The sequence below is a fragment of the Acinetobacter sp. WA-87 genome (genome assembly GCF_039938935.1).
GTDB lineage: Bacteria > Pseudomonadota > Gammaproteobacteria > Pseudomonadales > Moraxellaceae > Acinetobacter > Acinetobacter seifertii.
On record NZ_JBDUVF010000002.1, the window covers coordinates 306,980 to 331,125 of the forward strand.

The window sequence follows — 24,146 nt, forward strand, 5'->3', positions numbered from 1 at the left end:
CATTGATTAAATCAACAATTAAAGTTAACTTACTTTTAATGTATGAATATTAATTTAAATTCTTTTCCACTGATAAATCAGATTCTTTCTGTATAAATGTAAAAAAATAGGATAGAAAAATCTTATGTCTGGCCTTCAGGAAGAATATTTACAGCATCAAACAAGGATTGAGCAGCTCCGACTCTCAATTCAATATATTCGCTTGTATCTGATTAGCTTAATATTACTTTGCTTAATTTCGGCCATTATTTTCACTTGTTACTTTACTTCTTACATCACAAATTTTATTTGGTCAATTGGTTTCACTATTTTATGTCTTGGTTGTCTATTATTTATCCCGAAGTTTTTAACACGTTATCGTGACATTAATTTCATTAGAAAAACTGATTTAACACTACAAGCTATTTGTTTGGTATCAGGGATATTAATGGGATTAAATATAATTGTTCTGCATTTCTCCCTTCCTTCTACAATTATATCTATCTCTGATGTTCATATTCTAATTGGATTATTTATTAGTTCATCTCATATTATCGGTCTTACCTTTCTAACTCAGCAACCCCGATATTTTTATTTACTTTTTATTCCAAGCACTGTTCCGCTTATTATTAGCCAGTTTACACATGTACAGACATCGCAACTTCCCTTTTACTTTGCGTATAATTTAGCCTTCTTAGCTACCCTACTTTGTGCTTACGCAACTCAACGCAACTACCAAAAAATTTCTCAGCTCCTATTTAAAAATAAACAACTCGTACAAGTTGCGGAACAACATACGCAATGGGCTGAAGAATTATGTATACAACTTCAACAAGAAGTAAATAAATCAAAAGATATTGAAGCACAGCTTCAATTTAATAATCATTTGCTCGAACAGAAAGTACGTGAAAGAACCTATGATTTAACCAAAATGAATGAGAAGCTTGAAAGCCATCATCATAATTTGGCATTTGCTCATGAAACTGCTGGTATTCGTCCGTGGGATTGGGATATTGAAAAACAAAAATTAGAAATTACTTTTTTTGATCGACAAAAGCAGACCCAAAATACATCTTTACACCTCAATACAATTTTAGAACGTATCCATCCTAATGATCGAAAGTTATTTGATGAGCGTTTAAAAGAGCATTTAGATGGAAAATCTGATCACTTCAATATTACCTTTCGTATTTTACGGCGTAATGGTTCTTGGCGCTGGATTCACGATGTAGGTCGTGTCATTAGCCGTGACCCTAAAACCAATAAAGCTTTACGTATGGTGGGAATGACCAGAGATATTCATCAAGAAAAAAAAGATCAAGAACATTTGAGACTTTGCGCAATTGTGCTTGAACAAGCAGCAGAAGGAATTTTTATTTTAGATGATAAACTGAATTATATTGATGTTAATCCCTATTATGAAAAATTAACTGGTTTTTCTAAATCTGAATTGTTAAATCAACAACTATTCAATATCACAATAAATCAGAAATTACAGCAACAAGAGTTTCATGACTCCATTACCCAGCAGCTACTTAAAACTGGCGAATATATGGGTCAATTTGATGAAAAGTTTGTATCAGGTAAAAGTGTTCACTTATGGCTCCATATTAATGCTGTGAAAGATGAACATAATCAAGTCATTAATTATATTGGCTTTGCACGTGATTTAACCGAACAAAAGCGACAAGAGCAACATTTATCTTATTTAAAAAATTATGACAGCTTAACTCATCTTCCTAATCGTTTTTATTATTACAATCAATTACACCAGTATTTAATTAATCCATCTTATAGCTTTAAAAATCTTGCATTAATACGCATTAATATTGATAGGTTTAGAGCGTTTAATGAGTTTTTAAATAATGATAGTGGTGATGAATTACTAAAACAGTTTGCACAGCGTCTACGCCTCACCAACATTAATGCCATTTTAGTGGCTTACTTAAATGGTGATGATTTTGCAATTATTTATGAAATATCACCAATTCATCCTAATATTGAGCAATATTGCCAAAATATTTTACAAGCATTAAATGCTCCATTTTATATTGATCAACAAGAGTATTTTATTACTGCCTCTATTGGAGTTGCCTGCTTTCCAGAGCATGGTAGACAAATTGACCATCTCAATAACCATGCCGAACAAGCATTATCTGAAGCAAAACGTTTAGGTGGTAACACCATTTGCTACTATTTCAATAAAGCAAGCAATCCGTATAAAACCGCAGATTTAGAGCAAGAATTACGCAAAGCTATCCAAAATGATGAATTTATTGTTTATTATCAACCAAAAATTAGTTTAAATGACAAATCTGTTAAAGGTTTTGAAGCCTTAATTCGCTGGCAGCATCCTGACAAGGAATTAGTCATGCCGAATATGTTCATTCCTTTTGCGGAACGTAGTAGCCTTATTTCCGATATTGGTAAAGTGGTTTTAGATAAGGTTGGCAAACAATTACAAGAGTGGAAAAACTCAGGTTATTCAGATATTCAAGTCTCTGTAAATATTGTTGCTCAACAAATTCATCGTGGACTTTTACTGAATGATTTAGATGAAGTTTTAGAGAAATATCAACTCGATGGATCAAATCTAGAACTCGAAATTACTGAATCGGCTTTATTAGACAATACTGATAATGTGAAAAAATTATTGCATTCAATTAAAGAACGCAATATTTCGATTGCACTCGATGACTTTGGTACAGGCTATTCATCTTTAGCTTACCTGACAGAATATCCAATCGATGTTTTAAAAATTGATCGAGCCTTTATTTCGAAAATCGGCGATCAAAAACAAGAAGCTATTGTCAATGCCATGATTGCGATGGGCAAAAGTATGGGGTTAAAACTGGTGGCTGAAGGTGTTGAAACCGAAGAGCAAGTTATTTATCTACAAAAACAACAATGTGATTTTTTACAAGGCTATTTCTTTAGTCGTCCACTTCATCCAAATCAGATTAAGCAATATCTTCAATCAAATACACATATTTCATAATTGTTTTAACAGTCTATTTTACATGCACTGGTTTTTCCAAAAATGAGCGTTTTTGACTGTGAGAAATAGAGAAGTAGTGTTATATTCTTTAGCATTTAGCTCACTATGGGGCTATTGGCAATTCGTCTACTATTCTCTTAATTGGTAAAAATTAAAGCATAGTAAGAGCGTCACATTGCCTCCCCCTAAATGAGTGATTTGACTAGTTTGCTTTTTTGTATCAAATAGAGACTCAGATGGACGATCAATCTTTAAAACAGGCCGCTTTAAATTACCACGAATATCCAAATCCAGGGAAAATCAGCGTCACGCCTAGTAAGCAACTCGTCAACCAACGAGATTTAGCTCTAGCTTATTCACCAGGGGTTGCTGCTCCATGTTTAGAGATTGAACGTGATCCTTCAGCTGCTGCAAAATACACTGCACGTGGCAACTTAGTTGCTGTTGTAAGTAACGGTACTGCGGTTCTTGGTTTAGGTAATATTGGTCCATTAGCTTCTAAACCAGTAATGGAAGGTAAAGGCGTTCTTTTCAAAAAGTTCGCTGGTGTTGACGTATTTGATATTGAAATTGCTGAGAACGATCCAGATAAAATCGTTGATATTGTTGCTTCATTAGAACCAACTTTCGGCGGTATTAACCTTGAAGATATCAAAGCGCCAGAATGTTTCTATATCGAGAAGAAACTTCGTGAACGCATGAAAATTCCTGTGTTCCATGATGACCAACACGGTACAAGTATTATTGTAGGTTCAGCATTATTAAATGCTCTACAACTGGTTAACAAGAAAATTGAAGAAATCAAAATTGTTGCTTCAGGTGCAGGTGCTGCTGCCCTTTCTTGTTTAGATTTACTTTGCGCTTTGGGCGTAAATAAAGAAAATATCATTGTTGCCGACTCTCGTGGTCTTCTTACGACTTCACGTGAAGGCTTAGATGAATCTAAAAAACGTTATGTACAAGACATTAAAGCGACTCAATTACATGAAGTAATGGCTGGCGCAGATATGTTCTTGGGCCTTTCAGCTGCTGGCATTCTCACCAAAGACATGGTGAAACTAATGGCTGAAAATCCAATTATTTTTGCTTTGGCAAACCCAGATCCAGAAATTTTACCTGAACACGCTCATGAAGTACGTCCTGATGTCATCATGGCAACTGGTCGTTCGGACTACCCGAACCAAGTAAACAACGCTTTATGTTTCCCTTATATCTTCCGTGGTGCACTTGACGTAGGTGCTACAACAATTAATGAAGATATGAAAATTGCTTGTGTACATGCAATTGCACGTATGGCTCACGTAGAAGCTGATGCTGCTACTTATGGCGAAAAATCTGCTTCATTTGGTCGTGACTACTTAATTCCACGTCCACTTGATCAACGCTTAATTTTAGAAATCGCACCTGCTGTTGCTAAAGCTGCAATGGATTCAGGTGTGGCAACTCGTCCTATCGAAGACTTTGCTGCATATCGTCAAAAATTGTCTGAGTTTGTTTATAACTCTGCATTCTTGATGAAACCAATCTTCGCTCAAGCAAAAACAGATCCTAAACGTATTGCATACGCTGAAGGTGAAGATGAACGCGTATTACGTGCTGTTCAAATTGCAGTTGATGAAGATTTAGCTAAACCAATTTTAGTTGGTCGTACTGCAGTCATTGAAGCAAATATCAAAAAATTAGGCCTACGTTTACAACATGGCGTGAACATTGAGATTGTAGATCAAGAACAAAACCCGATGTACGAAGAGTTTTGGAAAGACTACTACCAAACAATGCAACGTAAAGGCATTACTGTTGAATATGCTCAACGTGAAGCTCGCCGTCGTTCAACTTTAATCGCATCGCTTCTGGTTAAATTCGGCAAAGCAGATGGTATGTTATGTGGTACTTACAGTAGCTATAACATTCACCTAGACTTCGTACGCAACGTTATTGGCCTTAAAGAAGGTATGAACAACTTCTTCACGCTAAATGCATTAATGCTTGAAGATCGTAACTTGTTTATTGCTGATACCTATGTAAACACTAACCCGACTGCTGAACAACTTGCTGAAATGACAATTTTAGCAGCTGAAGAAGTACGTCGTTTTGGTATTACACCACGTGTAGCTTTACTTTCTCACTCAAGTTTCGGTAGCGACCAGACTGATTCAAGCGCTCAAAAAATGCGTGAAGTTTATCGTATTTTATCTGAGCAAGCTCCAGAGCTTGAAGTTGAAGGTGAAATGCATGGTGATGCAGCATTAGATGAAAGCATTCGTCAATTTGCATTCCCAGGTTCACGCTTCAAAGGCTCGGCAAACTTGCTGATTATGCCGAACCTAGATGCAGCAAACATTTCATTTAACTTGTTAAAAGCAACTTCTGGTAACAACGTTACCATTGGTCCAATTTTGCTAGGTGCTGCTAAACCAGTTCATATTTTGACACCTACAGCGACGACTCGCCGCCTTATCAATATGACTGCTTTAACTGTTGCTGAAATTCAACAACAAGAAAAGTAATTTAGAAACTGCTTTTTACGAAAAGCGTTTCTAATGACTTGAGAAAACCTCTATTCTGTAGCATGATTGCTTGAAGAATAGAGGTTTTTTCATGCAAGTGTATTTAGTAGGCGGTGCTGTTCGAGATTATTTACTTGGGCATCCCTATCAAGAAAAGGACTATGTTGTGGTCGGTGCAACGCCGGAACACATGCTCGCCCAAGGTTTCCAACCTGTAGGCAAAGATTTCCCTGTGTTTCTTCATCCCCAAACCAAAGAAGAATATGCACTTGCACGAACCGAACGGAAGTCAGGTCAGGGCTATCACGGATTTCAATTCTTTACTGATACCACTGTAAGCTTAGAAGATGACTTAATTCGTCGTGATTTAACCATTAATGCAATAGCCATGGATCAAGACGGCAAAATATACGATCCATATGGTGGACAAAGCGACTTAGAGAATAAAACTCTACGTCATGTTTCAGAAGCTTTTGCTGAAGACCCTTTAAGAGTTTTACGTGTGGCTCGTTTTGCAGCACGATATTTCCCATATGGTTTTCAAATTGCTCCTGAGACTTTGCAGCTTATGCAAACTATGGCGGAGTCAGGTGAGCTAGTTGCATTAACACCAGAACGTGTTTGGAAGGAAACTTCTCGCGCTTTAATGGAAACTCATGCAGACATTTACTTCCAAACTCTGCGTGATTGCGGGGCGTTAAAACATCTTTTCCCTGAAATTGATGCTTTATTTGGTGTACCTCAGCGTCCTGAATATCACCCAGAAGTAGATTGTGGCATTCATACTCTTATGTCATTACAACAAGCTTGTAAATCGAATTATTCACTCGACGTACGTTTTGCTGTTTTAGTGCATGATCTTGGTAAAGCATTGACCCCTGCTGATGAGCTTCCTCGTCATATCATGCATGAAGAACGCGGCATTAAACCAGTTACTGAGTTGTGTGAACGTTTACGAGTTCCAACTCAGACCAAGCAGTTGGCATTATCAGTGTGCAAAGAACATTTAAAATGCCACCAGATTATGTCCTTAAAACCAGGCACTTTATGGCGTCTATTACAACGCCTAGATGTTTTACGTCGTCCTGAAAGAGTAGAAGCTTTTGTACAAGCGTGTGAATGTGATGCAAAAGGAAGATTAGGATTAGAAGATCGTCCTTATCCTCAAGCTCAATATATGCTTGAAGCCATGCAAATCGTTCGCTCAATCAAAGTTCAGAATTTACCTGAAAATATTAAAGGTGCTGAAATTGGTGAAATGCTCATTCAATATCGAATTGAAGCTTTAACTGAATTTAAAAATCAGCATCAAAGTGTTAGTCATTCCTAATGAGTAATCATAAAAAAAGCCTCTTTACGAGGCTTTTTTTATTTAGATTTTAACGTTTTGGAAGTGGAATATACTGAGATTGGGTATTTTGCGCTTTACGCTCCCCTACAGTCACAACAAAGTTTTGTTGTTTACCATCTCGTTCAACCAATACATTAATTTCGCTATTTGGTGCTTGTAAAGCCACATAGTTAATTAAGTGAGAAGCTGAAGTGATCTGTTCATTATTTACTTGAACAATCTTATCGCCAACTTTAATACCAGCTGAAGCTGCTGGACCATTTTTCAACACGTCAGCAACTACAACTCCAACCTGTTGTTTTGGTGCTAATACATCATCTTGCGTAGGTGGAAGTAAACTAATACCTAACCAACCACGGACTACACGACCATCTTTTAAAATAGAGTTGAGTACTTGTTGGCAAACTTTAGCAGGAATCGCAAAACCAATACCTAATGAACCACCAGATTGCGAGAAAATAGCAGTATTTACACCAATCAAGTTACCTGCGACATCAATTAACGCACCACCCGAGTTACCTGGGTTAATTGCAGCATCTGTTTGAATAAAGTCTTCGTAAGTATTGATACCTAAATCTGAGCGACCAGTTGCGGAAACAATTCCCTGAGTTACTGTTTGACCCACACCAAATGGATTACCAATTGCTAAGACAACATCACCAACTTCATTACCACTCAATTTAAATGGCAATACTGGTAACTTATCTAAATCAATTTTAATCACTGCCAAATCTGTATCAGGATCTGTCCCGACAATTGTAGCTACGGCACGACGTCCGTCATGTAAAGCAACTACAATCTGGTCAGCTTGAGCAATCACATGATTGTTCGTCAAGATATAACCATCGGCACGAACAATAACACCAGATCCTAAGCTATTTTCATTTTGCTGTTGTTGTTCAGGAACCTGATTTCCAAAAAACTCACGGAAGACAGGATCACTCAATAAAGGATGATTTTGTTTAACTTTCTGGGTCGTAAAAATATTCACAACTGCCGGCGCTGCAACTTTTACAGCAGCGCTATAGGACACCACCCCGCCCGTTCGAGAAGTATCCACCAGTGGTTCAACTTTCTCAGCAGGCATTTGCACACCATCAACTGCAACAGTTGGTTTCGGCCGATGGTATTTTTGCCATGCGATAAAACTGGCAATTACAATAATAAGTAACACCCAAGGTAACCATGTAAAGGTGCGGCGCACGTTCATATCCTCTACGAAAAGAAGTTTTTAATTAAATTAATATATTGAACAAAAAGAGTTTTCAATTACGCATTTTAAATTAAATATGTCGATATACATAAAAAAGTCAAAAAAGATTTGTCTAGCTTTAGTTACACAACAAAATATGTTTCTATAGCTTTAGCAATTATTTACTACTCAATTCAGGAAATATCATGGCGAATTTGCATGAAATTATTCAGTGGTGTGATCAAACCTTAAAAGCGGCAGAATTTAAAGATTACGCACCAAATGGCCTGCAAATTGAAGGTTCAACTGAAGTAAAACGTATCGTTTGTGCCGTTACTGCTTCCGAAGATGCTATTGATGCGGCAATTGCTCAAAACGCAGACTTATTACTCGTGCACCACGGTTATTTTTGGAAAGGCGAACCGTACCCAATTACAGGAATGCGAGGTAAACGCATTAAAAAACTCATTCAAAATAATATTTCATTAGTCGCTTACCATCTGCCGTTAGATGCGCACCCAACTTTGGGCAACAATGTAGCGATTGCAGAGAAATTAAATTTACAGAATTTAGAACCTCTTGATTTAACCGAAAAACATCCGATTGGTAATATCGGTTATTTAGAACAAGCGCTTTCTGTAGAGGAATTTAAAACAAAACTACAAAATAGCTTTGATTTTAAGGTTATTCACTTACCAGCAGAAAAACAAACTATTCAAAAAATAGGCTTCTGTACAGGTGGTGCTCAAGATTATATTTCTAAAGCGGCTTTACAAAACTGTGATGCTTATATTTCTGGTGAAGTGAGTGAACGAACTTTTTACGAAGCTAAAGAATTAGGTGTTCATTATTTTGCCTGTGGTCACCATGCAACCGAACGTTATGGTGTTCAACGTTTGGCCCAAGCCATTTCAAAACAATTTGCAATTGAAGCTGAATATTTTGAATTGAATAATCCGATTTAATTAAGTCTTTTTTTCAATCTGTGTTATGCGTATTAATTAGATCTTTATTGTGTATAGTTCTTTAAAACGATGCCCTATTGTTACCAGAATCATTTACAATAGAGCCACTTAATTGTATAACCCAGCAAATGCAAGGAATAGGAACATGACAACCATTACTTTACCTGCACTTCCATATGGCTATGATGATTTAGCGCCACATATCAGTAAAGAAACTTTAGAATACCATCACGACAAACACCACAATACCTATGTTGTTAACTTAAACAACTTAATTAAAGGCACTGACCTTGAAGGTAAAACTTTAGAAGAAATCATTAAAGCAACTGCTGGTGATGCTTCTAAAGCTGGTATTTTCAACAACGCTGCTCAAGTTTGGAACCACACTTTCTACTGGAACAGCATGAAGCCAAATGGTGGTGGTAAGCCTACTGGCGCAATCGCTGCTAAAATTGACGAAGCTTTCGGTAGCTACGAAAAATTTGCAGAAGAATTCGCTGCTGCTGCAACAACTCAGTTCGGTTCAGGTTGGGCTTGGTTAGTTGCTGATGAAGTAAACGGTAAACTTTCTATTACTAAAACTTCTAATGCAGACACTCCACTTGCACACGGCCAAATTGCTGTATTAACAATTGACGTATGGGAACATGCTTACTACATCGATTTCCGTAACTTACGTCCTAAATACATTTCAACTTTCTTAGAAAGCCTTGTGAACTGGGACTATGCAAATGCAAAACTTGCAGGTCAACCAGCTGGTGTAGAGAAATAATTTTATTTCTTTATAAAAAACCACCCTTTTTAGGGTGGTTTTTTTATTTTTAGTGCAGTAAAAGCATATTAATCAAGCAAACGATTCATTTTCTTTAATATTCTTATTGACGCATTTAGATTTCATCCATAAAATGCGCATCAGATTCTCCAATAGCTCAGTCGGTAGAGCGACGGACTGTTAATCCGCAGGTCCCTGGTTCGAGCCCAGGTTGGAGAGCCATCTACTAATCTCCCATAGCTCAGTCGGTAGAGCGACGGACTGTTAATCCGCAGGTCCCTGGTTCGAGCCCAGGTGGGAGAGCCAAGATTTTAAAAGCCCACATTTATTGTGGGTTTTTTCTTTTCTAATGATTTAATAATTTTCCATTATTTTGAATAAAATCAATGTTTCGTGTATTTTTAAGCCAAACGATTAGATATTCTCTTTAATTCTCTTATTAGCCCTTGACCTAGCTCCCTTTCCTCCCTAAAATCCTTTTCCAGATTCTCCCATAGCTCAGTCGGTAGAGCGACGGACTGTTAATCCGCAGGTCCCTGGTTCGAGCCCAGGTGGGAGAGCCAAGATTCTTAAAAACCCACTCATTACGAGTGGGTTTTTATTTGTATGATGTTGTCACATGTTCGAATCGAGTCATTTATTTTTTATTATTTTAGGCTGCTTAAGCACCTGCATTTTTCTTGTCGTTTGTTTACGTCCCTATTTATTTCAAAAACAAAAATTCTTTGCCCGCCCTGTCATTACTAATTTTGAAACTCAGATGTTTATCCGTTTGAAACAGAGTTTCCCTAGTTACCATGTTTTAGCTCAAGTGGCCTTTAGCGCATTAATTACCAGTAATGATTATAAAGTTCGTAGTCAGTTCAACCGTAAAGTTACCGACTTTGTTGTGCTAAACGACAAAATGGAAGTCATCGCAATCATTGAGTTAGACGACCCTACCCATCTTGAGAAAGTAGAAGAAGACCGTATGCGTGATCAAATGCTTACAGAAGCAGGATATATCGTAAAACGTTATACAAGCATCCCTAGCGTACGCCAGCTACAAAAGGATATTCATTAACAGCACTGCTATTATTTCTTTTCAGAACTTGCAGCTTCTTTCTCAGCTATTCTTTTTTCCATTTCTAAACGTTGCTGCTCATACTGCTTTTTATTCTTAGCATCACTTTTTGCAGCAAAGAAAAGTATCCCAATAATCAAAAAAGGAATAAGCAAACCTAATCCCATTAATAACCAAGGAACAGACTTTTTTTCAACAGGTTGCTGGCTCATAAGTGTTTTAAACTCGAACATCATTAATTTTAAGATATGTAACAATATAACAAAAAAGAGCCTCTATAAAGAGGCTCTTTTTTTACCTAACTAAAAGTTAGCTTAAGGACACTTAGAACTTACCTGTACAGTGAGGGCTTTGGCTAGCATCTTTCTGTGCATCAGTTAGAACAATTCCTGTACCTGCTGACATATTGGTTTGAATAAAGTCTACAGCATTTGCATTTTTACATACAATTGCTTGTGTATGAGTTGCATTTGGCACAATTGTTAAATTATATCCCTTATCGTATCCACCTTGAGGGAAAAACTTCAAAGCATTTGCTTTCATATTTGCGAATAAGGCTTGCGTTACCACTGGTAATACGGCCTGATCTTTTTCACCTTGAATAATGAATACAGGTGCTTTAATAACTTTTTCAGCTGTAGCATTTGTTGCAGGTTGAGTCACGGTCAAGAAGCTTTGAACTACTTGATCTACTTTGAATTTGTTCAGATCAATACCATATTGTGAAATTTGATGTGTAGGATCAGCCAAGAAAGCTAAGATTTCCGCCTTAAACTTCGCTTGTAAGCCATTTGCAGTACCAGGTGCTGGATAACTTAGACATGCGCCATCATCGCCTGTACGACCATAAGCTAATTCAGCAATGTCAGCCGCTCCTGATGTAAAGATTGACTTCATGTCATAATTGGGTTGCTGGGCTTTAATTCCTGCACTTGCAAAAGCAGCATATGCTAACAACTCAGCATAACCATCAGCAATTTGGTCAATCATCGCCTGACCTTCAGCTTCTGTAATCAATTTATTAGCCACTGCATAACGAACTTGCAGCAAGTTTTCATCCAATTTATTTACTGCTTTAGGTTTTCCGTTTGCATCAAGATTAAATTGCGGATCAATATAAATTTGAATGATTGTTCCCAAACTTGAAGCAGGTGCTCCGGCTACCGCACCTTTATAACTTGCATCCGTATTAGCAAACTCAGCAGTACCCAATGATGCATGTCCACCTTGTGACTGACCAATTGACATCCAATCACCTTTCAACTGGGTACCATAATGGTCTTTTGCTGCTTTGACTGCCGCTAGTGCAGATTTCGCTTCACTTGATAAGTTTAAGTATGGATGCACCCCAGGGGTACCTAAACCCTCATAATCTGGCGCAATAATGACATAACCCGCTGCCAATAAATTTTCAGCTAAAATTTTAAATCGAGGATTAATTGCATTTTTACTTGGTGCACAACCATCACCCACTCCAACAGTTCCATGTTCCCATACCACCACTCGATAACCATCTTTAGGTTGTGTAGCTTTTGGAAATAAAACCATAGCTGTAGCAGTGGCTGTTTTTCCCTGAACATTTGTCATGTTATAAGTCATTACTTTAATTGATGAAGCATTATCAACTTGATCAATAGCGTAGTTACTCTCAGACAAAAAAGTTTTATTTGAATCTATCCCAGTGTAATCGTCATTATTGTCATTACACGCTGTAAGAAATAATGCTGAAACTGATAATGTTATAGCTAAAGCAATGTTTGACCGTTTCATAAAATATCCTTTTTATGTATTGTTTATTCCGCATATTTTTTATGCACAAATATTAAGACATAAAAAAAGTGCTCTGCATAGAACACTTTTCAACCTTACGGTCATTTTTACTATATGAAATTTAAAAATATTCCTAGAAAAATGATTAATCCAACCCAGCGATTGTGACGGAATGCCCAGAAACAAACCTGAGGATTGCGGTCTTTGGTTTTAATTGTTTGATATACAAAATCGAATGCCACTAAAACCAAAGCAATGGTCGCCCATGGAAATAAAATATTTTCTAAATATAATGCGCTTCCAATCAAAACAAGGCTGGTTACTTGTAAAAGTGCAATAATTTGGATGTCATAACGCCCAAAAAGAATAGCGGTAGATTTCACGCCAATTTTTAAATCATATTCACGGTCTGTAATTGCGTATTGAGTGTCATAAGCCACTGTCCAAGCCAAATTTCCAAAATAGAGCAACCAACAAGTTAGATCTGGAGTTTTACCTACAGCAGTAAAAGTCATAGGAATCGACCATGAAAATGCCGCTCCTAAAAATACCTGTGGCAAGTTGGTATAGCGTTTCATAAATGGATAAATAAACGCTAAAAATAATGCTCCAAATGACCAGTAGAAAGTTTCTATAGGTAAAAAAAACAAAAGACATGCGCTTGCTAAAACAAGGCCCAAGAAGACATATACTGCTTCCCTTGCACGGATAACACCCGTTGCTAAAGGACGTGTTTTTGTACGCTCTACATGACCATCTACTTTACGATCAGCAAAGTCATTAATAGCACATCCAGCAGCGCGCATAAAAATGACGCCTAAAATCATAACGAATAGAATATCTAAATGAGGTATTCCTTTTGATGCAACCCAAAGTGCCCACATGGTTGGCCAAAACACCAGTTCGGTTCCAATTGGCTTATCAAATCGACATAGATAATAATAAGCTTCTAAACGCTGACGCCATGTTGTACCTGTTGCAGTCGTCATAGTAATTCCTTGTCGTGCTGCTGATATAAAAAAGCTTCAAAAGCTGGTAAGAATGTTTCTTGAACAATAAATTTACACCCATGCCAAGTATAGCAACTTTGTCGCGTCCAGCCTTCTGGTAAGCGAATAACACGGCGATCACACAGTGGAGTTGTTCTTTGAAATAAAAACTGGCCTATCGGTTTAGAACCAATATGCTGAAATATACGGGCTTTTTTTTGTAAGCTTTGAATTGGAAAAATACTTTTTGCTTTAACCCACGGCTCTACTTCACAACCATATAAATAAGTTTCCCTCACCCATGAAGTGTGGGTATGAGGCATATTCATCCATTGACTGTCTGCAAAAGTTAACCGTTGAAAATGTTCTTTGAAAGGTTTTACGCTGAACTGTCCACCGCCAAGTTCAGTTAATTGTTGTGTCAGAGAACCAGACGCATACAACCATGTTTTCAATGCAGGATTTAAAACTTGTTCCTGTTTAAGTACTGGTTGACGTTTACGCATAATCTGCTCACATGAAAACTCGCACCTAGTTTACCCCAATTTTTTGATAAAAAACGTAGAGAATTCAATCAACATTCCAAGCAATAAAAAAGCCTGCATAAGCAGGCTTTTTTACGAAATACGTATTACAAGCTGTAGTACATATCGAATTCAACTGGGTGAGTAGTCGTGTTAAGACGACGTACATCTTCAGTTTTAAGTTCGATGTATGCATCAAGCATTTCTTTAGTGAACACGCCGCCTTTTAACAAGAATTCGTGATCTGCTTGAAGTGCTTCAAGAGCCATATCTAAGCTATGAGCAACTGTTGGGATTTTTGCTTCTTCTTCTGGAGGAAGATCATACAAGTTCTTATCAGCAGCTTCGCCCGGATGGATCTTGTTTTGGATACCGTCGATACCAGCCATTAACAATGCAGCGAAACCTAAGTACGGGTTCATCATTGGGTCTGGGAAACGAGCTTCGATACGCTTACCTTTAGGGCTAGAAACGTATGGAATACGGATAGACGCAGAACGGTTACGTGCTGAGTAAGCAAGCATAATTGGTGCTTCGAAGTGAGGAACCAAACGCTTGTACGAGTTTGTAGATGGGTTTGTGATTGCATTCAATGCACGAGCGTGCTTGATGATACCACCGATGAAGTACAACGCCATTTCTGAAAGGCCAGCGTATTCATCACCAGCAAACAAGTTCTTGCCATCTTTAGAGATAGACATATGAACGTGCATACCAGAACCGTTATCACCTACCATTGGTTTAGGCATAAACGTAGCTGTTTTTGCATATTGATGCGCAACGTTCCAAACAGCATATTTGAACTGTTGAACTTCGTCAGCTTTACGAACAAGTGTATTGAAGCTCACACCAATTTCTAACTGGCAAGATGCAACTTCGTGGTGATGTACTTCTACACGACCTGGGCCCATGATGTCTTCAATTTTTGCACACATTTCTGCACGCATATCTTGTGAAGAATCAACTGGAGGAACTGGGAAGTAACCGCCTTTCACACGTGGACGGTGGCCAGAGTTACCAGACTCATAGCTGTTACCAGTAGACCAAGCAGCTTCTTCAGCGATTAATGTATGACGAGCGCCAGACATATCGATGTCCCACTTCACTTCGTCAAATACAAAGAATTCTGGTTCTGGACCGAAGAATGCAGTATCACCGATACCTGTAGATTTTAAGTATTCTTCTGCACGGCGAGCAATCGAACGTGGGTCACGCTCATAACCTTGACCAGTTGAAGGTTCAATAACGTCACAAGTCACAACTACAGTTGGTTCAGCAAAGAACGGGTCGATGAAACCAGTTTCTGCATCTGGACGTAAGATCATGTCAGACGCTTCAATGCCTTTCCAACCAGCGATTGAAGAACCATCAAACATTTTACCGTCTTCAAAAGTATCTTCATCAATAGAATCAGCTGGGTAAGTTACGTGCTGTTCTTTACCCTTAGTATCAGTAAAGCGAAAATCGACCCATTTTGCGCCACTTTCTTGTATGAGTTGAAGGACCTTGTTCGCCATGCTCATTTTGCTCCAATGAAATTTTGTTGCACTTGTTGAGTGCGTGTTAGTTGCTGGTATTTATAAAGCAATTCTCATACCAACTTTATAAGACTTACCTAAAACATTGAATTACTTATATCTATTCATGATTTAGGCCCCTTGTCTTGAACCCATTATACTGTTTGAATGTGCAAATGCACCATATTCACACATTTTCAAATTATGGCATATTTAAACAGCTCATTATTGCCCTAATTTAGTGCAAAATTGTTGCACTGATATAACCCACTGCATCAATTTCTAACAGTCATTTCTGATCATAATACTTTCTTATATATAATGTTGAGATTGTTATCAGATTACACAAAAAAATTTAAGAGTCTTAAAGTCACAGATCTCACTCATTTTTACGATGCTTAAATGACCCAAACTCTCTCGTTAAGCGACCCAAATAAGCTTTTTGCTGTTTACTTACAATCTAATAAATAGTTTTCATTTTTATGAATTCTTATCTTTCATTTCAGCACTATGCAATTCTTTGATTCAGCAAATGAACACTGATCATAATTAACACCTAATAACTAACTCCACTATTCATGTTCTTTTTCATTCACTTTTTTTATACAAGGTAAATTTGCTTTTATTATTAAAAATAACTAAAAAATAAAATATAAATTTTGGTTATAAATAATCAAACTAAAAGTTATGTTTATAAAAAAACAGAAAATCATTCAAGGATTTGAATAATGAAACATGAACTTAAACAGCCAGATAAAGCATTTTTTGGTCATCCTAAACCGCTACAAGGCTTATTTTTTACAGAGCTTTGGGAAAGGTTTTCTTATTATGGTATCCAGCCTTTACTTATTCTCTACATGATTGCTATGGTCAATGAGGGTGGCCTAGCACTCGACCGACCAACGGCTGCCGCTATAGTTGGGTTATTTGCAGGTTCAATGTATTTAATGACCGTCTTTGGCGGATGGGTTGCAGATAACTGGTTAGGGCAAGCACGTGCTGTCTGGTATGGATCAATTATTATTGCCTTAGGTCATTTATCAATTGCCCTTAGCTCCCTGTTTAATCAGTCTTTCTTTTACTTGGGTTTAGTACTGATTGTTTTAGGTACCGGATTATTTAAAACCTGTATTTCGGTGATTGTAGGAACACTATATAAAACTCATGACGCAAGGCGTGATGCAGGTTTTTCTATTTTTTACATGGGAATTAACATGGGGTCTTTTATTGCCCCACTCATAACGGGACTGTTAGTACAAAATCATGGCTGGCATTTAGGCTTTGGTATTGGTGGCATCGGAATGTTAATTGCTTTATTAATTTTCCGCTTTTTTGCACTCCCGCAACTTCAAACTTTTAATGAGTTACGTCAGGAAACCAACACCTGTAATAAACCTGTTGTAGATAATAAAAATGCACCCAAAATTGTATTTAGTTTTTTATTCGTAGTTGCGATGATTATTGCGTTAACGTTATTTGGGATTATCCACATTAACCCAGTCGTGGTAGCAACCTACTTAACCGTAGGAATTGGCCTAGGAATTATTGCTTACTTTGCTTATTTATTGCTTTTCCTTAATTTAGATCAAAACGACAAATTTAAAATTATTATTTGTTTTGTGCTATTGATCACTTCCGCTCTTTTTTGGTCTGCTTTTGAACAAAAGCCAACATCTTTTAATTTATTTGCTCAGGACTATACGAACCGCAATGTTTTAGGCTTTGAAATTCCAACCGTATGGTTCCAGTCTATTAATGCCTTTTTTATCATTATTTTTGCCCCAATTGCAGCATGGCTGTGGGCAAAACTAGGCAAATCGAATAAAGACCCCAATTACATTTCAAAATTTATTATTGCGCTTTTACTTGCGGCAGGCGGATTTTTAGTAATGTCGTTTGCTAGCCGTTTTGCGATAAGTGATGGTTTGGTTTCGCCGTTTTGGATTGTAGGCAGTTTATTTTTACTTACACTAGGAGAACTCTGCCTAAGTCCAATTGGTTTATCGACCATGACCAAACTTGCACCAAATGTAATTCGTGGGCAAATTATGGGACTATGGTTTACAGGTACTGCTTTAGGTAACCTCATGGCAGGTCTAATTGGCGGACAAGTTTCAGCAGATGCGATCGAACATTTACCAAGTTTATTTATGCGCTGCGTATTGGCGTTGGTTATTGGCGCAATCGTGTTATTTTTATTAAAGAAACCCCTGAATAAATTAATGAATAAAACTAGCAACAAAGTTCAACCTAATTTGGAAACGATATGACCGACTTAACTGTTCCAGAAAAACTAGCAAAACTTCGTGAACTCATGACCACTCAACACGTTGATGCTTTGGTTGTTATGAGTGCAGATCCTCATATGTCAGAGTATTTACCTGACTACTGCAAAGCAAGGCAGTGGTTAAGCGGTTTTAGTGGCTCTGTTGGCACCTTAGTTGTGACCCAAAACTTTGCTGGACTGTGGGCTGATGGTCGCTATTGGGTACAAGCCGAACAACAACTCGCTGGAACTGGCTTTCAATTACAAAAGCTGACCAGTGATGAGTCTTCAACACATCTTGCGTGGATTGAGAAAAATTTATCAACTGATTCGGTTATTTCAGTAAACGGTCAAACGCTTTCAATCCAGCAATTTAAGGCTTTAGAAGCTACAGCAAAACAACGCGGTTTTAAACTTGAAACACAGCAAGATTTAATCGGTTCAATCTGGTCCAACCGCCCTGAACTTCCTTCGGAGCAGATTCATTTAATGCCCGAAGACTTAAATGCACTATCTCGTAAAGAAAAAATTCAGGCGCTTCGTGAGACATTAGCTAACAAGAATATTACGGGTCATTTTATTTCATCTTTAGATGATATTGCATGGGTCTTAAATACACGTGGGCAAGATGTAGAATATAACCCAGTATTCCTTTCGCATTTATATATCAGTGCTCAACAAGCTGTTTTATTCATTGATAGCAACAAAGTCGATTTAACTACTCAGCAAGCTTTCAAAACTAATGGTATTGAGATTCGTGACTACCAAGATACAGCTCAGTTTTTAGCAAATATTTCTGATGCCTCGGTACTTTTAGATCCAGCCAAAGTATCGATTTTTCATGAACAAGCGATCGCAAAAGATATTCGGATTGTCTACGACATCAACCCAAGTACACTTTTTAAATCGCGTAAACATGAAAGTGAAATAGCTCATATCCGTCACGCCATGGTGAAAGATGGGATTGCACTATGTCACTTTTTTCACTGGTTGGAAAAAGCACTTCATCATGGTGAAAACATTTCAGAACTGACTATTGATGAGAAAATTACAGCCTTCCGTGCTGAGCAAGAGGGTTTTATAGGCCCAAGTTTTTCAACGATTGCTGGCTTTAATGCCAATGGCGCTCTACCCCATTACCGTGCAACTGAAGAGCACTATTCATTTATTGAAGGTGATGGTCTGTTACTGATTGACTCTGGCGGGCAATATATTGATGGAACAACGGATATCACCCGTGTTGTTCCCGTCGGGACACCAACAGAGCAACAAAAACGTGACTATACTCTGGTTTTAAAATGTCATATTGCTTTGGCAAAAACGATTTATCCAGAAGGTTTAGCTGCTCCTCTACTCGATTCAATTTGTCGTCATACTTTATGGCAACATGGTTTAGATTATCGCCATGGAACAGGACACGGCGTAGGCTTTGCGCTTAACGTACACGAAGGACCGCAAGTTCTTTCTTATTACGCGCCTATACATGCCCATAGCAAACTACGCGCGGGAATGATTATTTCTAACGAGCCAGGTCTTTACCATGAGGGACAATACGGTATTCGTATTGAAAACCTCGTTGCAAACCGTCTCCACTCTGGATTTGAAAAAACTTACGGTGAATTTTTAGAGTTTGAAACGCTGACCCTTTGCCCGATTCATTTAGATTGTATCGTTATTGATCTGCTAACGAATGAAGAGAAAGATTGGTTAAATGCTTACCATCAAACTGTTCAAGAAAGACTAGCTGAACACGTGTCTGGCGATGTTTTAGATTGGCTGATTTATAACACACGTAAGATTTAATCTTCTTTTATGAACAAGGCAGAATAATTTTTATTTCCAATAGAAGTTTATTCTGCCTGATTTGTACTTACTATAATTTTAAAAAGCACCCATTCCCAAAGCTTTTTTCTGCAAATTTCTAACGAATGAAATAGTTAAACTGGTTACTTCTTTTTTTGTTATATTAGCCGTTTAGAAAGCGGCTTTTTATTTGAGCAAATAAAAGTACTTTTTAAAAAGTGAGTAACATTATGAGTAATACTCTAGTCACTTATTAAATATATATTAATTATCATGAGGTTAAGTTCATCATGCTTCTAATGATCGACAATTACGACTCTTTTACCTACAACATCGTCCAGTATTTTGGCGAGTTGAATCAGGAAGTAAAAGTAGTTCGCAATGATCAAGTCACATTAGAGGATATTGAACGATGGCAACCTAAATATCTGGTTATTGGTCCTGGTCCTTGCTCCCCAAGTGAAGCTGGTATTTCAATTCCTGCAATTAACCACTTTGCCGGAAAAATTCCTTTGCTTGGCGTGTGTTTAGGACATCAAAGTATTGGGCAAGCTTTTGGCGGAAACATTGTAAGAGCCAAAACAGTGATGCACGGACGTTTATCTGATATGTACCATAGCAATAAAGGTATTTTCAGTAATCTTCCTAGCCCATTCTCGGCAACTCGTTATCATTCATTGGTGATCGATCAGCAAACTTTGCCTGATTGCCTTGAAGTAACGTGCTGGACTAATGAAGCAGATGGCTCAATAGAAGAAATTATGGGTGTTAAACATAAGACATTGCCTGTTGAAGGCGTGCAGTTCCATCCTGAATCAATCTTGAGTCAACATGGCCATCAAATCTTTAAAAACTTTTTAGATATTTATGCATAAGTGATCCCTATGAATATTCAACAAGCACTTAACCATATAACAAAAAATATTCACCTGACTCAGCCGCAAATGGAAGACATTATGCGTAGCATCATGCAGGGTGAGGCAACCGAAGCACAAATTGGTGCTTTGATGATGGGCCTTCGCATGAAAGGTGAAAGTATTGACGAAATTACTGCTGCTGCGCGTGTCATGCGTGAATTTGCCATCAAAATTGATGTCAGTGATATCAAATATTTAGTTGATATTGTCGGTACGGGTGGTGATGGTCAAAACTTATTTAATGTCTCTACCGCTTCAAGCTTTGTAATTGCGGCGGCAGGTGCAACCATTGCCAAACATGGTAACCGTGGCGTTTCAAGCAAATCAGGTTCATCTGACTTACTTGAGCAAGCTGGTATTAATCTTGATTTAGACATGCAACAAACTGAACGCTGCATCCGTGAGATGGGTGTAGGGTTTTTATTTGCTCCAAACCACCACAAAGCAATGAAATATGCTGTTGGACCACGTCGAGAGCTTGGTGTTCGCAGTATCTTTAATTTACTTGGCCCGCTTACGAATCCGGCTGGTGTAAAACGTTTTGTGATTGGGGTATTTTCAGATGAACTTTGTCGTCCGATTGCAGAAGTGATGAAGCAACTTGGTGCTGAACATGTGATGGTGGTTCATTCAAGAGATGGGCTTGATGAAATCAGTCTTGCAGCTCCTACAACTGTTGCTGAACTCAAAGACGGTGAAATTACTGAATGGACACTTACCCCTGAAGATGTCGGGATTGAGTCACAAACTTTAAACGGTTTAGTGGTTGCGGACGCTGCTTCCAGCTTAAAGCTGATTAAAGATGCATTAGGAAAAAATAAAACTGATATTGGTGAAAAAGCAGCAAACATGATTGCGCTTAATGCAGGCGCAGGAATTTATGTGGCGGGTATTACCAAAACTTATGCTCAGGCTGTTACCTTCGCTCAAGATATTATTTACGGCGGACAAGCTTTAGAAAAAATGAGCGTTTTGGCTGAATTTACCAAAACATTAAAACAATGTCAGGCAGATTAAGGATTTCTCATGATTAATATTCAAAATACCATTTTAGGTAAAATTGTTGACCGTAAACATGAGGAACTTGCTGCGCGATTAAAACAACGTAATTTGCAAGACGTTGAAGAATTAGCAAAAGCTGCGACTCCAGTGCGTGGCTTTGCAAATGCTTTACAACATAAACGTCCGGGTGTGATTGCTGAAATTAAAAAAGCGTCTCCATCAAAAGGAGTTATTCGCGCAGACTTTAATCCTGCTGAAATTGCCCAGCAATATGAACAATCTGGTGCAGCCTGTTTATCGGTACTGACTGATGTTGATTTCTTTCAGGGTGCAGATGAAAATATTGCGATTGCTCGCAATCATTGTGCCCTGCCTGCTTTGCGCAAAGATTTCTTGGTCGACCCATACAATGTAGTTGAAGCACGTGCTTTGCATGCTGACTGTATTTTATTAATCGTTGCTTGTTTATCTGACCAGCAACTCGAAGAAATGTCAAAAACTGCGTTTGAACATCAACTAGATGTATTGGTTGAAGTTCATGACGAAGAAGAAATGGAACGCGCGTTAAAGCTTTCTGAACAATGTTTATTAGGTGTGAATAACCGTAATTTAAAAACGTTTGATGTAGATTTAAATACGTCTATCCGATTGAAAAAATTACTTCCAGCCTCACGTTTATTAATTACTGAAAGCGGTATTGCGACGCCAGACGATGTGCATATGATGCAAGAGCATGATATTCAAAGCTTCTTGGTCGGCGAAAGTTTTATGAAACAACCACGTCCAGATCAAGCTTTTACTGCTCTTTTTGGACAACCTCAAACGGTTTAATGAAGATATATGAGTAATAAAGATTCATCGCTTTCTAAAGAGCAACAAAAATTATTGAAGCAATTTAAAAAGCAAATCTCCAATCCTCATTCAAGCAAAATCGCAAATCAGCCTGAGACTAAAAAATCTCAGGCTGAGCCTGAAGAATTGGAAGATACACATTTGTTTCAACAAGCTGTTGCAGGTGTTAAACGCATCAACAATAGTAATGTGGCTAATGTCAAACCACCTCGTGCCAAAAAAGTCGATGCACAAACACTAGCTAAACGTGCAGCTGCCGAAGGTGGCCGTGATACCGAACATGCTGAATTATCAGACACTCAAGCTGCTTTAAATCCAGTCGCAAGCCAAGCTTCATTAAGCTATCGCATTGCAACACTTCAACATAAGGTGTTTGAAGACTTAAAAGCAGGCAAGATGCGTTGGTTTGAAGCTGTAGATCTACACGGCTGTACCATTGAACAAGCACGTGACGCAGTTTTACAAATTATCCAGATGGCAAAAGATGAAAATCAAAATGTCATTAAAATTGTACATGGTAAAGGCCCCGAAGCGGTCTTAAAAACCTATGTCAACGGATGGTTACGCCAACATCGTGATGTTTTAGCCTTTGTAAGTGCTCCAGAAAATCAAGGTGGCACAGGTGCAGTTCTCGTGCTGCTTAAACGCTCAGAAAAAAATCCAAAGTTCGAACAAAAAAAATGATCCTTTGGGATCATTTTTTTACATCAAATACCTGCAATAATTGAGCAACTACTGCAATGGCAATCATTGCAGGTTGTTTCGATGAAATCCCTTCTACCCCGATCGGGCAAACTAAACGTTGCAAAGTTTCGGGAGTATAACCACGTACTTGCATACGCTTTTCAAAAATGGCCCTTTTACTTTTTGAACCAATCATTCCTACATAAGCAAATGGTTTCGCCGTAGGTTTTAAGGCTGTAAAACACAATTGCAAATCTAGTTGATGATCGTGCGTTAAAATTAAAATTGCCCCCGAACGATCAAATTGCTCGATCTCGGCGTCTAAGGTATCAGTCGTTATACATTGCACCTGTTGCAGTAAATCGGATGGAAAAATATCATCACGCGGATCAATCCATTTCACCCGAACTCCAATAGGTAATAAACAACGAACAATTGCTTCACCCACATGCCCTGCTCCACAAATCAGCACTTGCATGGCATAAGGTTGAATCTGCTGGCTAAATTGCCATTCTTCACTGCTGCCAGAATGAAACTCGAAACTTGGTTGTTGTTCTATATCCATAGTCTGCCAAGTGGACACATATTGATGTGAGACCTTACGCCCTATACGCTGACCAGCTCGCCATGCTTGTAAAATCGCAGATAAATCCAATGTGATCGCACTGGGTGATATTTTTTCAAACAATAACCACATCACTCCGCCACAACACTGCCCTAGCCGAGCACTGAGGTTAAAGCGTTCAATACGCCTCACACAAGTTTCCGTTTCTTTTAACATTGCTTTAGCAATATCAATGGCCTGAAACTCTAAATGCCCGCCACCGATCGTATCGGACTGCTGCCATTGCTGTTGCAAATTAAACCGCAATAACATGGTTGCACCAACTTCTCGTGGTGTTGAACCATTTGCACGTACCACTGTGACCAATACCATAGGCAGAGCATCGACTTGCCACGCTACAAAATCAGTCCACCATTGTAAATGTTGCATA

Annotated in this window: 19 protein-coding genes and 3 tRNA genes; 15 read left to right on the forward strand and 7 right to left on the reverse strand. The window is 38.1% G+C overall.

Translation table 11 applies throughout. The annotated features are described in order from the left end of the window. The first annotated feature begins 124 nt into the window (after nucleotides 1-124). The 3 genes from ABFY81_RS08440 to ABFY81_RS08450 all read left to right on the forward strand — a co-directional run bounded on the left by ABFY81_RS08440 (nucleotide 125) and on the right by ABFY81_RS08450 (nucleotide 6,814). Nucleotides 125-2,977 carry an EAL domain-containing protein gene (locus ABFY81_RS08440; RefSeq protein WP_347913534.1) on the forward strand — a complete coding sequence of 951 codons (2,853 nt, stop codon included), beginning with the start codon at nucleotides 125-127 and terminating at the stop codon, nucleotides 2,975-2,977. Between the two features lie 236 nt (nucleotides 2,978-3,213). Next, a complete protein-coding gene (locus ABFY81_RS08445; protein WP_004700400.1) occupies nucleotides 3,214-5,484 on the forward strand; it encodes an NADP-dependent malic enzyme in 2,271 nt (756 codons plus the stop codon). 91 nt (nucleotides 5,485-5,575) lie between these two features. Continuing rightward, nucleotides 5,576-6,814, forward strand: coding sequence for a multifunctional CCA addition/repair protein (locus ABFY81_RS08450; protein WP_347913535.1), 1,239 nt, complete (start codon nucleotides 5,576-5,578; stop codon nucleotides 6,812-6,814). A gap of 49 nt (nucleotides 6,815-6,863) precedes the next feature. Here ABFY81_RS08450 and ABFY81_RS08455 read toward each other — a convergent pair whose 3' ends face one another. After that, nucleotides 6,864-8,039: a trypsin-like peptidase domain-containing protein gene (locus tag ABFY81_RS08455; RefSeq protein ID WP_019457174.1), complete on the reverse strand. Its 1,176-nt coding sequence runs from the start codon at nucleotides 8,037-8,039 to the stop codon at nucleotides 6,864-6,866. Nucleotides 8,040-8,233: 194 nt separating this feature from the next. Here ABFY81_RS08455 and ABFY81_RS08460 point away from each other — a divergent pair, with 194 nt between their 5' ends. The 6 genes from ABFY81_RS08460 (at nucleotide 8,234) to ABFY81_RS08485 (ending at nucleotide 10,827) form a co-directional block, all read left to right on the forward strand. Beyond that, complete coding sequence (locus ABFY81_RS08460; protein WP_077163012.1) at nucleotides 8,234-8,992, forward strand: Nif3-like dinuclear metal center hexameric protein; 759 nt, start codon at nucleotides 8,234-8,236, stop codon at nucleotides 8,990-8,992. 145 nt (nucleotides 8,993-9,137) lie between these two features. Next, nucleotides 9,138-9,764 carry a superoxide dismutase gene (locus tag ABFY81_RS08465; protein WP_004700390.1) on the forward strand — a complete coding sequence of 209 codons (627 nt, stop codon included), beginning with the start codon at nucleotides 9,138-9,140 and terminating at the stop codon, nucleotides 9,762-9,764. A gap of 146 nt (nucleotides 9,765-9,910) precedes the next feature. Then, a tRNA-Asn gene (locus tag ABFY81_RS08470) sits at nucleotides 9,911-9,986 on the forward strand. An 8-nt stretch (nucleotides 9,987-9,994) separates the two neighbouring features. Further along, nucleotides 9,995-10,070, forward strand: a tRNA-Asn gene (locus tag ABFY81_RS08475). A gap of 181 nt (nucleotides 10,071-10,251) precedes the next feature. Then, nucleotides 10,252-10,327, forward strand: a tRNA-Asn gene (locus tag ABFY81_RS08480). A 56-nt stretch (nucleotides 10,328-10,383) separates the two neighbouring features. Further along, nucleotides 10,384-10,827: a DUF2726 domain-containing protein gene (locus ABFY81_RS08485; protein ID WP_004700388.1), complete on the forward strand. Its 444-nt coding sequence runs from the start codon at nucleotides 10,384-10,386 to the stop codon at nucleotides 10,825-10,827. An 11-nt stretch (nucleotides 10,828-10,838) separates the two neighbouring features. On the opposite strand, the gene ABFY81_RS08490 is transcribed toward ABFY81_RS08485, so the two are convergent. From ABFY81_RS08490 to glnA, 5 genes are all read right to left on the reverse strand, one after another. Then, entirely contained in the window at nucleotides 10,839-11,039 is a 201-nt protein-coding gene (locus tag ABFY81_RS08490) for a hypothetical protein (protein ID WP_004700385.1), read from the reverse strand. 112 nt (nucleotides 11,040-11,151) lie between these two features. Continuing rightward, nucleotides 11,152-12,597 (reverse strand): lipase family protein, encoded by a 1,446-nt coding sequence (locus ABFY81_RS08495; RefSeq protein WP_347913536.1) that lies wholly within the window; start codon nucleotides 12,595-12,597, stop codon nucleotides 11,152-11,154. 110 nt (nucleotides 12,598-12,707) lie between these two features. Beyond that, nucleotides 12,708-13,586: a 4-hydroxybenzoate octaprenyltransferase gene (ubiA, locus tag ABFY81_RS08500; RefSeq protein ID WP_347913537.1), complete on the reverse strand. Its 879-nt coding sequence runs from the start codon at nucleotides 13,584-13,586 to the stop codon at nucleotides 12,708-12,710. Then, the gene (locus ABFY81_RS08505; protein WP_134261920.1) at nucleotides 13,583-14,092 is read right to left on the reverse strand and encodes a chorismate lyase; all 510 of its coding nucleotides are present in this window, start codon (nucleotides 14,090-14,092) and stop codon (nucleotides 13,583-13,585) included. The genes ubiA and ABFY81_RS08505 overlap by 4 nt, the downstream gene beginning before the upstream one ends. A 125-nt stretch (nucleotides 14,093-14,217) precedes the next feature. Continuing rightward, complete coding sequence (gene glnA, locus ABFY81_RS08510; protein WP_171057781.1) at nucleotides 14,218-15,633, reverse strand: type I glutamate--ammonia ligase; 1,416 nt, start codon at nucleotides 15,631-15,633, stop codon at nucleotides 14,218-14,220. A 722-nt stretch (nucleotides 15,634-16,355) separates the two neighbouring features. On the opposite strand from glnA, the gene ABFY81_RS08515 reads away from it, so the two are divergent. The 6 genes from ABFY81_RS08515 (at nucleotide 16,356) to ABFY81_RS08540 (ending at nucleotide 23,151) form a co-directional block, all read left to right on the forward strand. Next, nucleotides 16,356-17,897 carry a peptide MFS transporter gene (locus tag ABFY81_RS08515; RefSeq protein ID WP_191107636.1) on the forward strand — a complete coding sequence of 514 codons (1,542 nt, stop codon included), beginning with the start codon at nucleotides 16,356-16,358 and terminating at the stop codon, nucleotides 17,895-17,897. Next, nucleotides 17,894-19,696, forward strand: a complete 1,803-nt coding sequence (locus ABFY81_RS08520) for an aminopeptidase P family protein (protein ID WP_347913538.1) — start codon at nucleotides 17,894-17,896, stop codon at nucleotides 19,694-19,696. The genes ABFY81_RS08515 and ABFY81_RS08520 overlap by 4 nt, the downstream gene beginning before the upstream one ends. A gap of 290 nt (nucleotides 19,697-19,986) precedes the next feature. Further along, complete coding sequence (locus ABFY81_RS08525; protein ID WP_068933533.1) at nucleotides 19,987-20,571, forward strand: aminodeoxychorismate/anthranilate synthase component II; 585 nt, start codon at nucleotides 19,987-19,989, stop codon at nucleotides 20,569-20,571. A gap of 9 nt (nucleotides 20,572-20,580) precedes the next feature. Further along, complete coding sequence (gene trpD, locus ABFY81_RS08530) at nucleotides 20,581-21,630, forward strand: anthranilate phosphoribosyltransferase (RefSeq protein ID WP_049064964.1); 1,050 nt, start codon at nucleotides 20,581-20,583, stop codon at nucleotides 21,628-21,630. Between the two features lie 9 nt (nucleotides 21,631-21,639). Beyond that, entirely contained in the window at nucleotides 21,640-22,446 is an 807-nt protein-coding gene (gene trpC / locus ABFY81_RS08535; RefSeq protein WP_347913539.1) for an indole-3-glycerol phosphate synthase TrpC, read from the forward strand. A 9-nt stretch (nucleotides 22,447-22,455) separates the two neighbouring features. Then, on the forward strand, nucleotides 22,456-23,151 hold the full coding sequence (locus ABFY81_RS08540; RefSeq protein WP_347913540.1) for a Smr/MutS family protein: 696 nt from the start codon (nucleotides 22,456-22,458) through the stop codon (nucleotides 23,149-23,151). Nucleotides 23,152-23,161: 10 nt separating this feature from the next. Here the strand turns inward: ABFY81_RS08540 and xdhC are convergent, their stop codons facing one another. Next, a complete protein-coding gene (gene xdhC, locus ABFY81_RS08545) occupies nucleotides 23,162-24,145 on the reverse strand; it encodes a xanthine dehydrogenase accessory protein XdhC (protein ID WP_347913541.1) in 984 nt (327 codons plus the stop codon). Between the last annotated feature and the right edge of the window lies 1 nt (nucleotide 24,146).

Excerpts from the sequence above, each read along its gene's own strand:
- ABFY81_RS08440 (WP_347913534.1), top strand. The coding sequence starts at position 125 with ATGTCTGGCCTTCAGGAAGAATATTTACAGCATCAAACAAGGATTGAG.
- ABFY81_RS08445 (WP_004700400.1), top strand. The coding sequence starts at position 3,214 with ATGGACGATCAATCTTTAAAACAGGCCGCTTTAAATTACCACGAATAT.
- ABFY81_RS08450 (WP_347913535.1), top strand. The coding sequence starts at position 5,576 with ATGCAAGTGTATTTAGTAGGCGGTGCTGTTCGAGATTATTTACTTGGG.
- ABFY81_RS08460 (WP_077163012.1), top strand. The coding sequence starts at position 8,234 with ATGGCGAATTTGCATGAAATTATTCAGTGGTGTGATCAAACCTTAAAA.
- ABFY81_RS08465 (WP_004700390.1), top strand. The coding sequence starts at position 9,138 with ATGACAACCATTACTTTACCTGCACTTCCATATGGCTATGATGATTTA.
- ABFY81_RS08485 (WP_004700388.1), top strand. The coding sequence starts at position 10,384 with ATGTTCGAATCGAGTCATTTATTTTTTATTATTTTAGGCTGCTTAAGC.
- ABFY81_RS08490 (WP_004700385.1), bottom strand. The coding sequence starts at position 11,039 with ATGAGCCAGCAACCTGTTGAAAAAAAGTCTGTTCCTTGGTTATTAATG.
- ABFY81_RS08495 (WP_347913536.1), bottom strand. The coding sequence starts at position 12,597 with ATGAAACGGTCAAACATTGCTTTAGCTATAACATTATCAGTTTCAGCA.
- ubiA (WP_347913537.1), bottom strand. The coding sequence starts at position 13,586 with ATGACGACTGCAACAGGTACAACATGGCGTCAGCGTTTAGAAGCTTAT.
- ABFY81_RS08505 (WP_134261920.1), bottom strand. The coding sequence starts at position 14,092 with ATGCGTAAACGTCAACCAGTACTTAAACAGGAACAAGTTTTAAATCCT.
- glnA (WP_171057781.1), bottom strand. The coding sequence starts at position 15,633 with ATGAGCATGGCGAACAAGGTCCTTCAACTCATACAAGAAAGTGGCGCA.
- ABFY81_RS08515 (WP_191107636.1), top strand. The coding sequence starts at position 16,356 with ATGAAACATGAACTTAAACAGCCAGATAAAGCATTTTTTGGTCATCCT.
- ABFY81_RS08520 (WP_347913538.1), top strand. The coding sequence starts at position 17,894 with ATGACCGACTTAACTGTTCCAGAAAAACTAGCAAAACTTCGTGAACTC.
- ABFY81_RS08525 (WP_068933533.1), top strand. The coding sequence starts at position 19,987 with ATGCTTCTAATGATCGACAATTACGACTCTTTTACCTACAACATCGTC.
- trpD (WP_049064964.1), top strand. The coding sequence starts at position 20,581 with ATGAATATTCAACAAGCACTTAACCATATAACAAAAAATATTCACCTG.
- trpC (WP_347913539.1), top strand. The coding sequence starts at position 21,640 with ATGATTAATATTCAAAATACCATTTTAGGTAAAATTGTTGACCGTAAA.
- ABFY81_RS08540 (WP_347913540.1), top strand. The coding sequence starts at position 22,456 with ATGAGTAATAAAGATTCATCGCTTTCTAAAGAGCAACAAAAATTATTG.
- xdhC (WP_347913541.1), bottom strand. The coding sequence starts at position 24,145 with ATGCAACATTTACAATGGTGGACTGATTTTGTAGCGTGGCAAGTCGAT.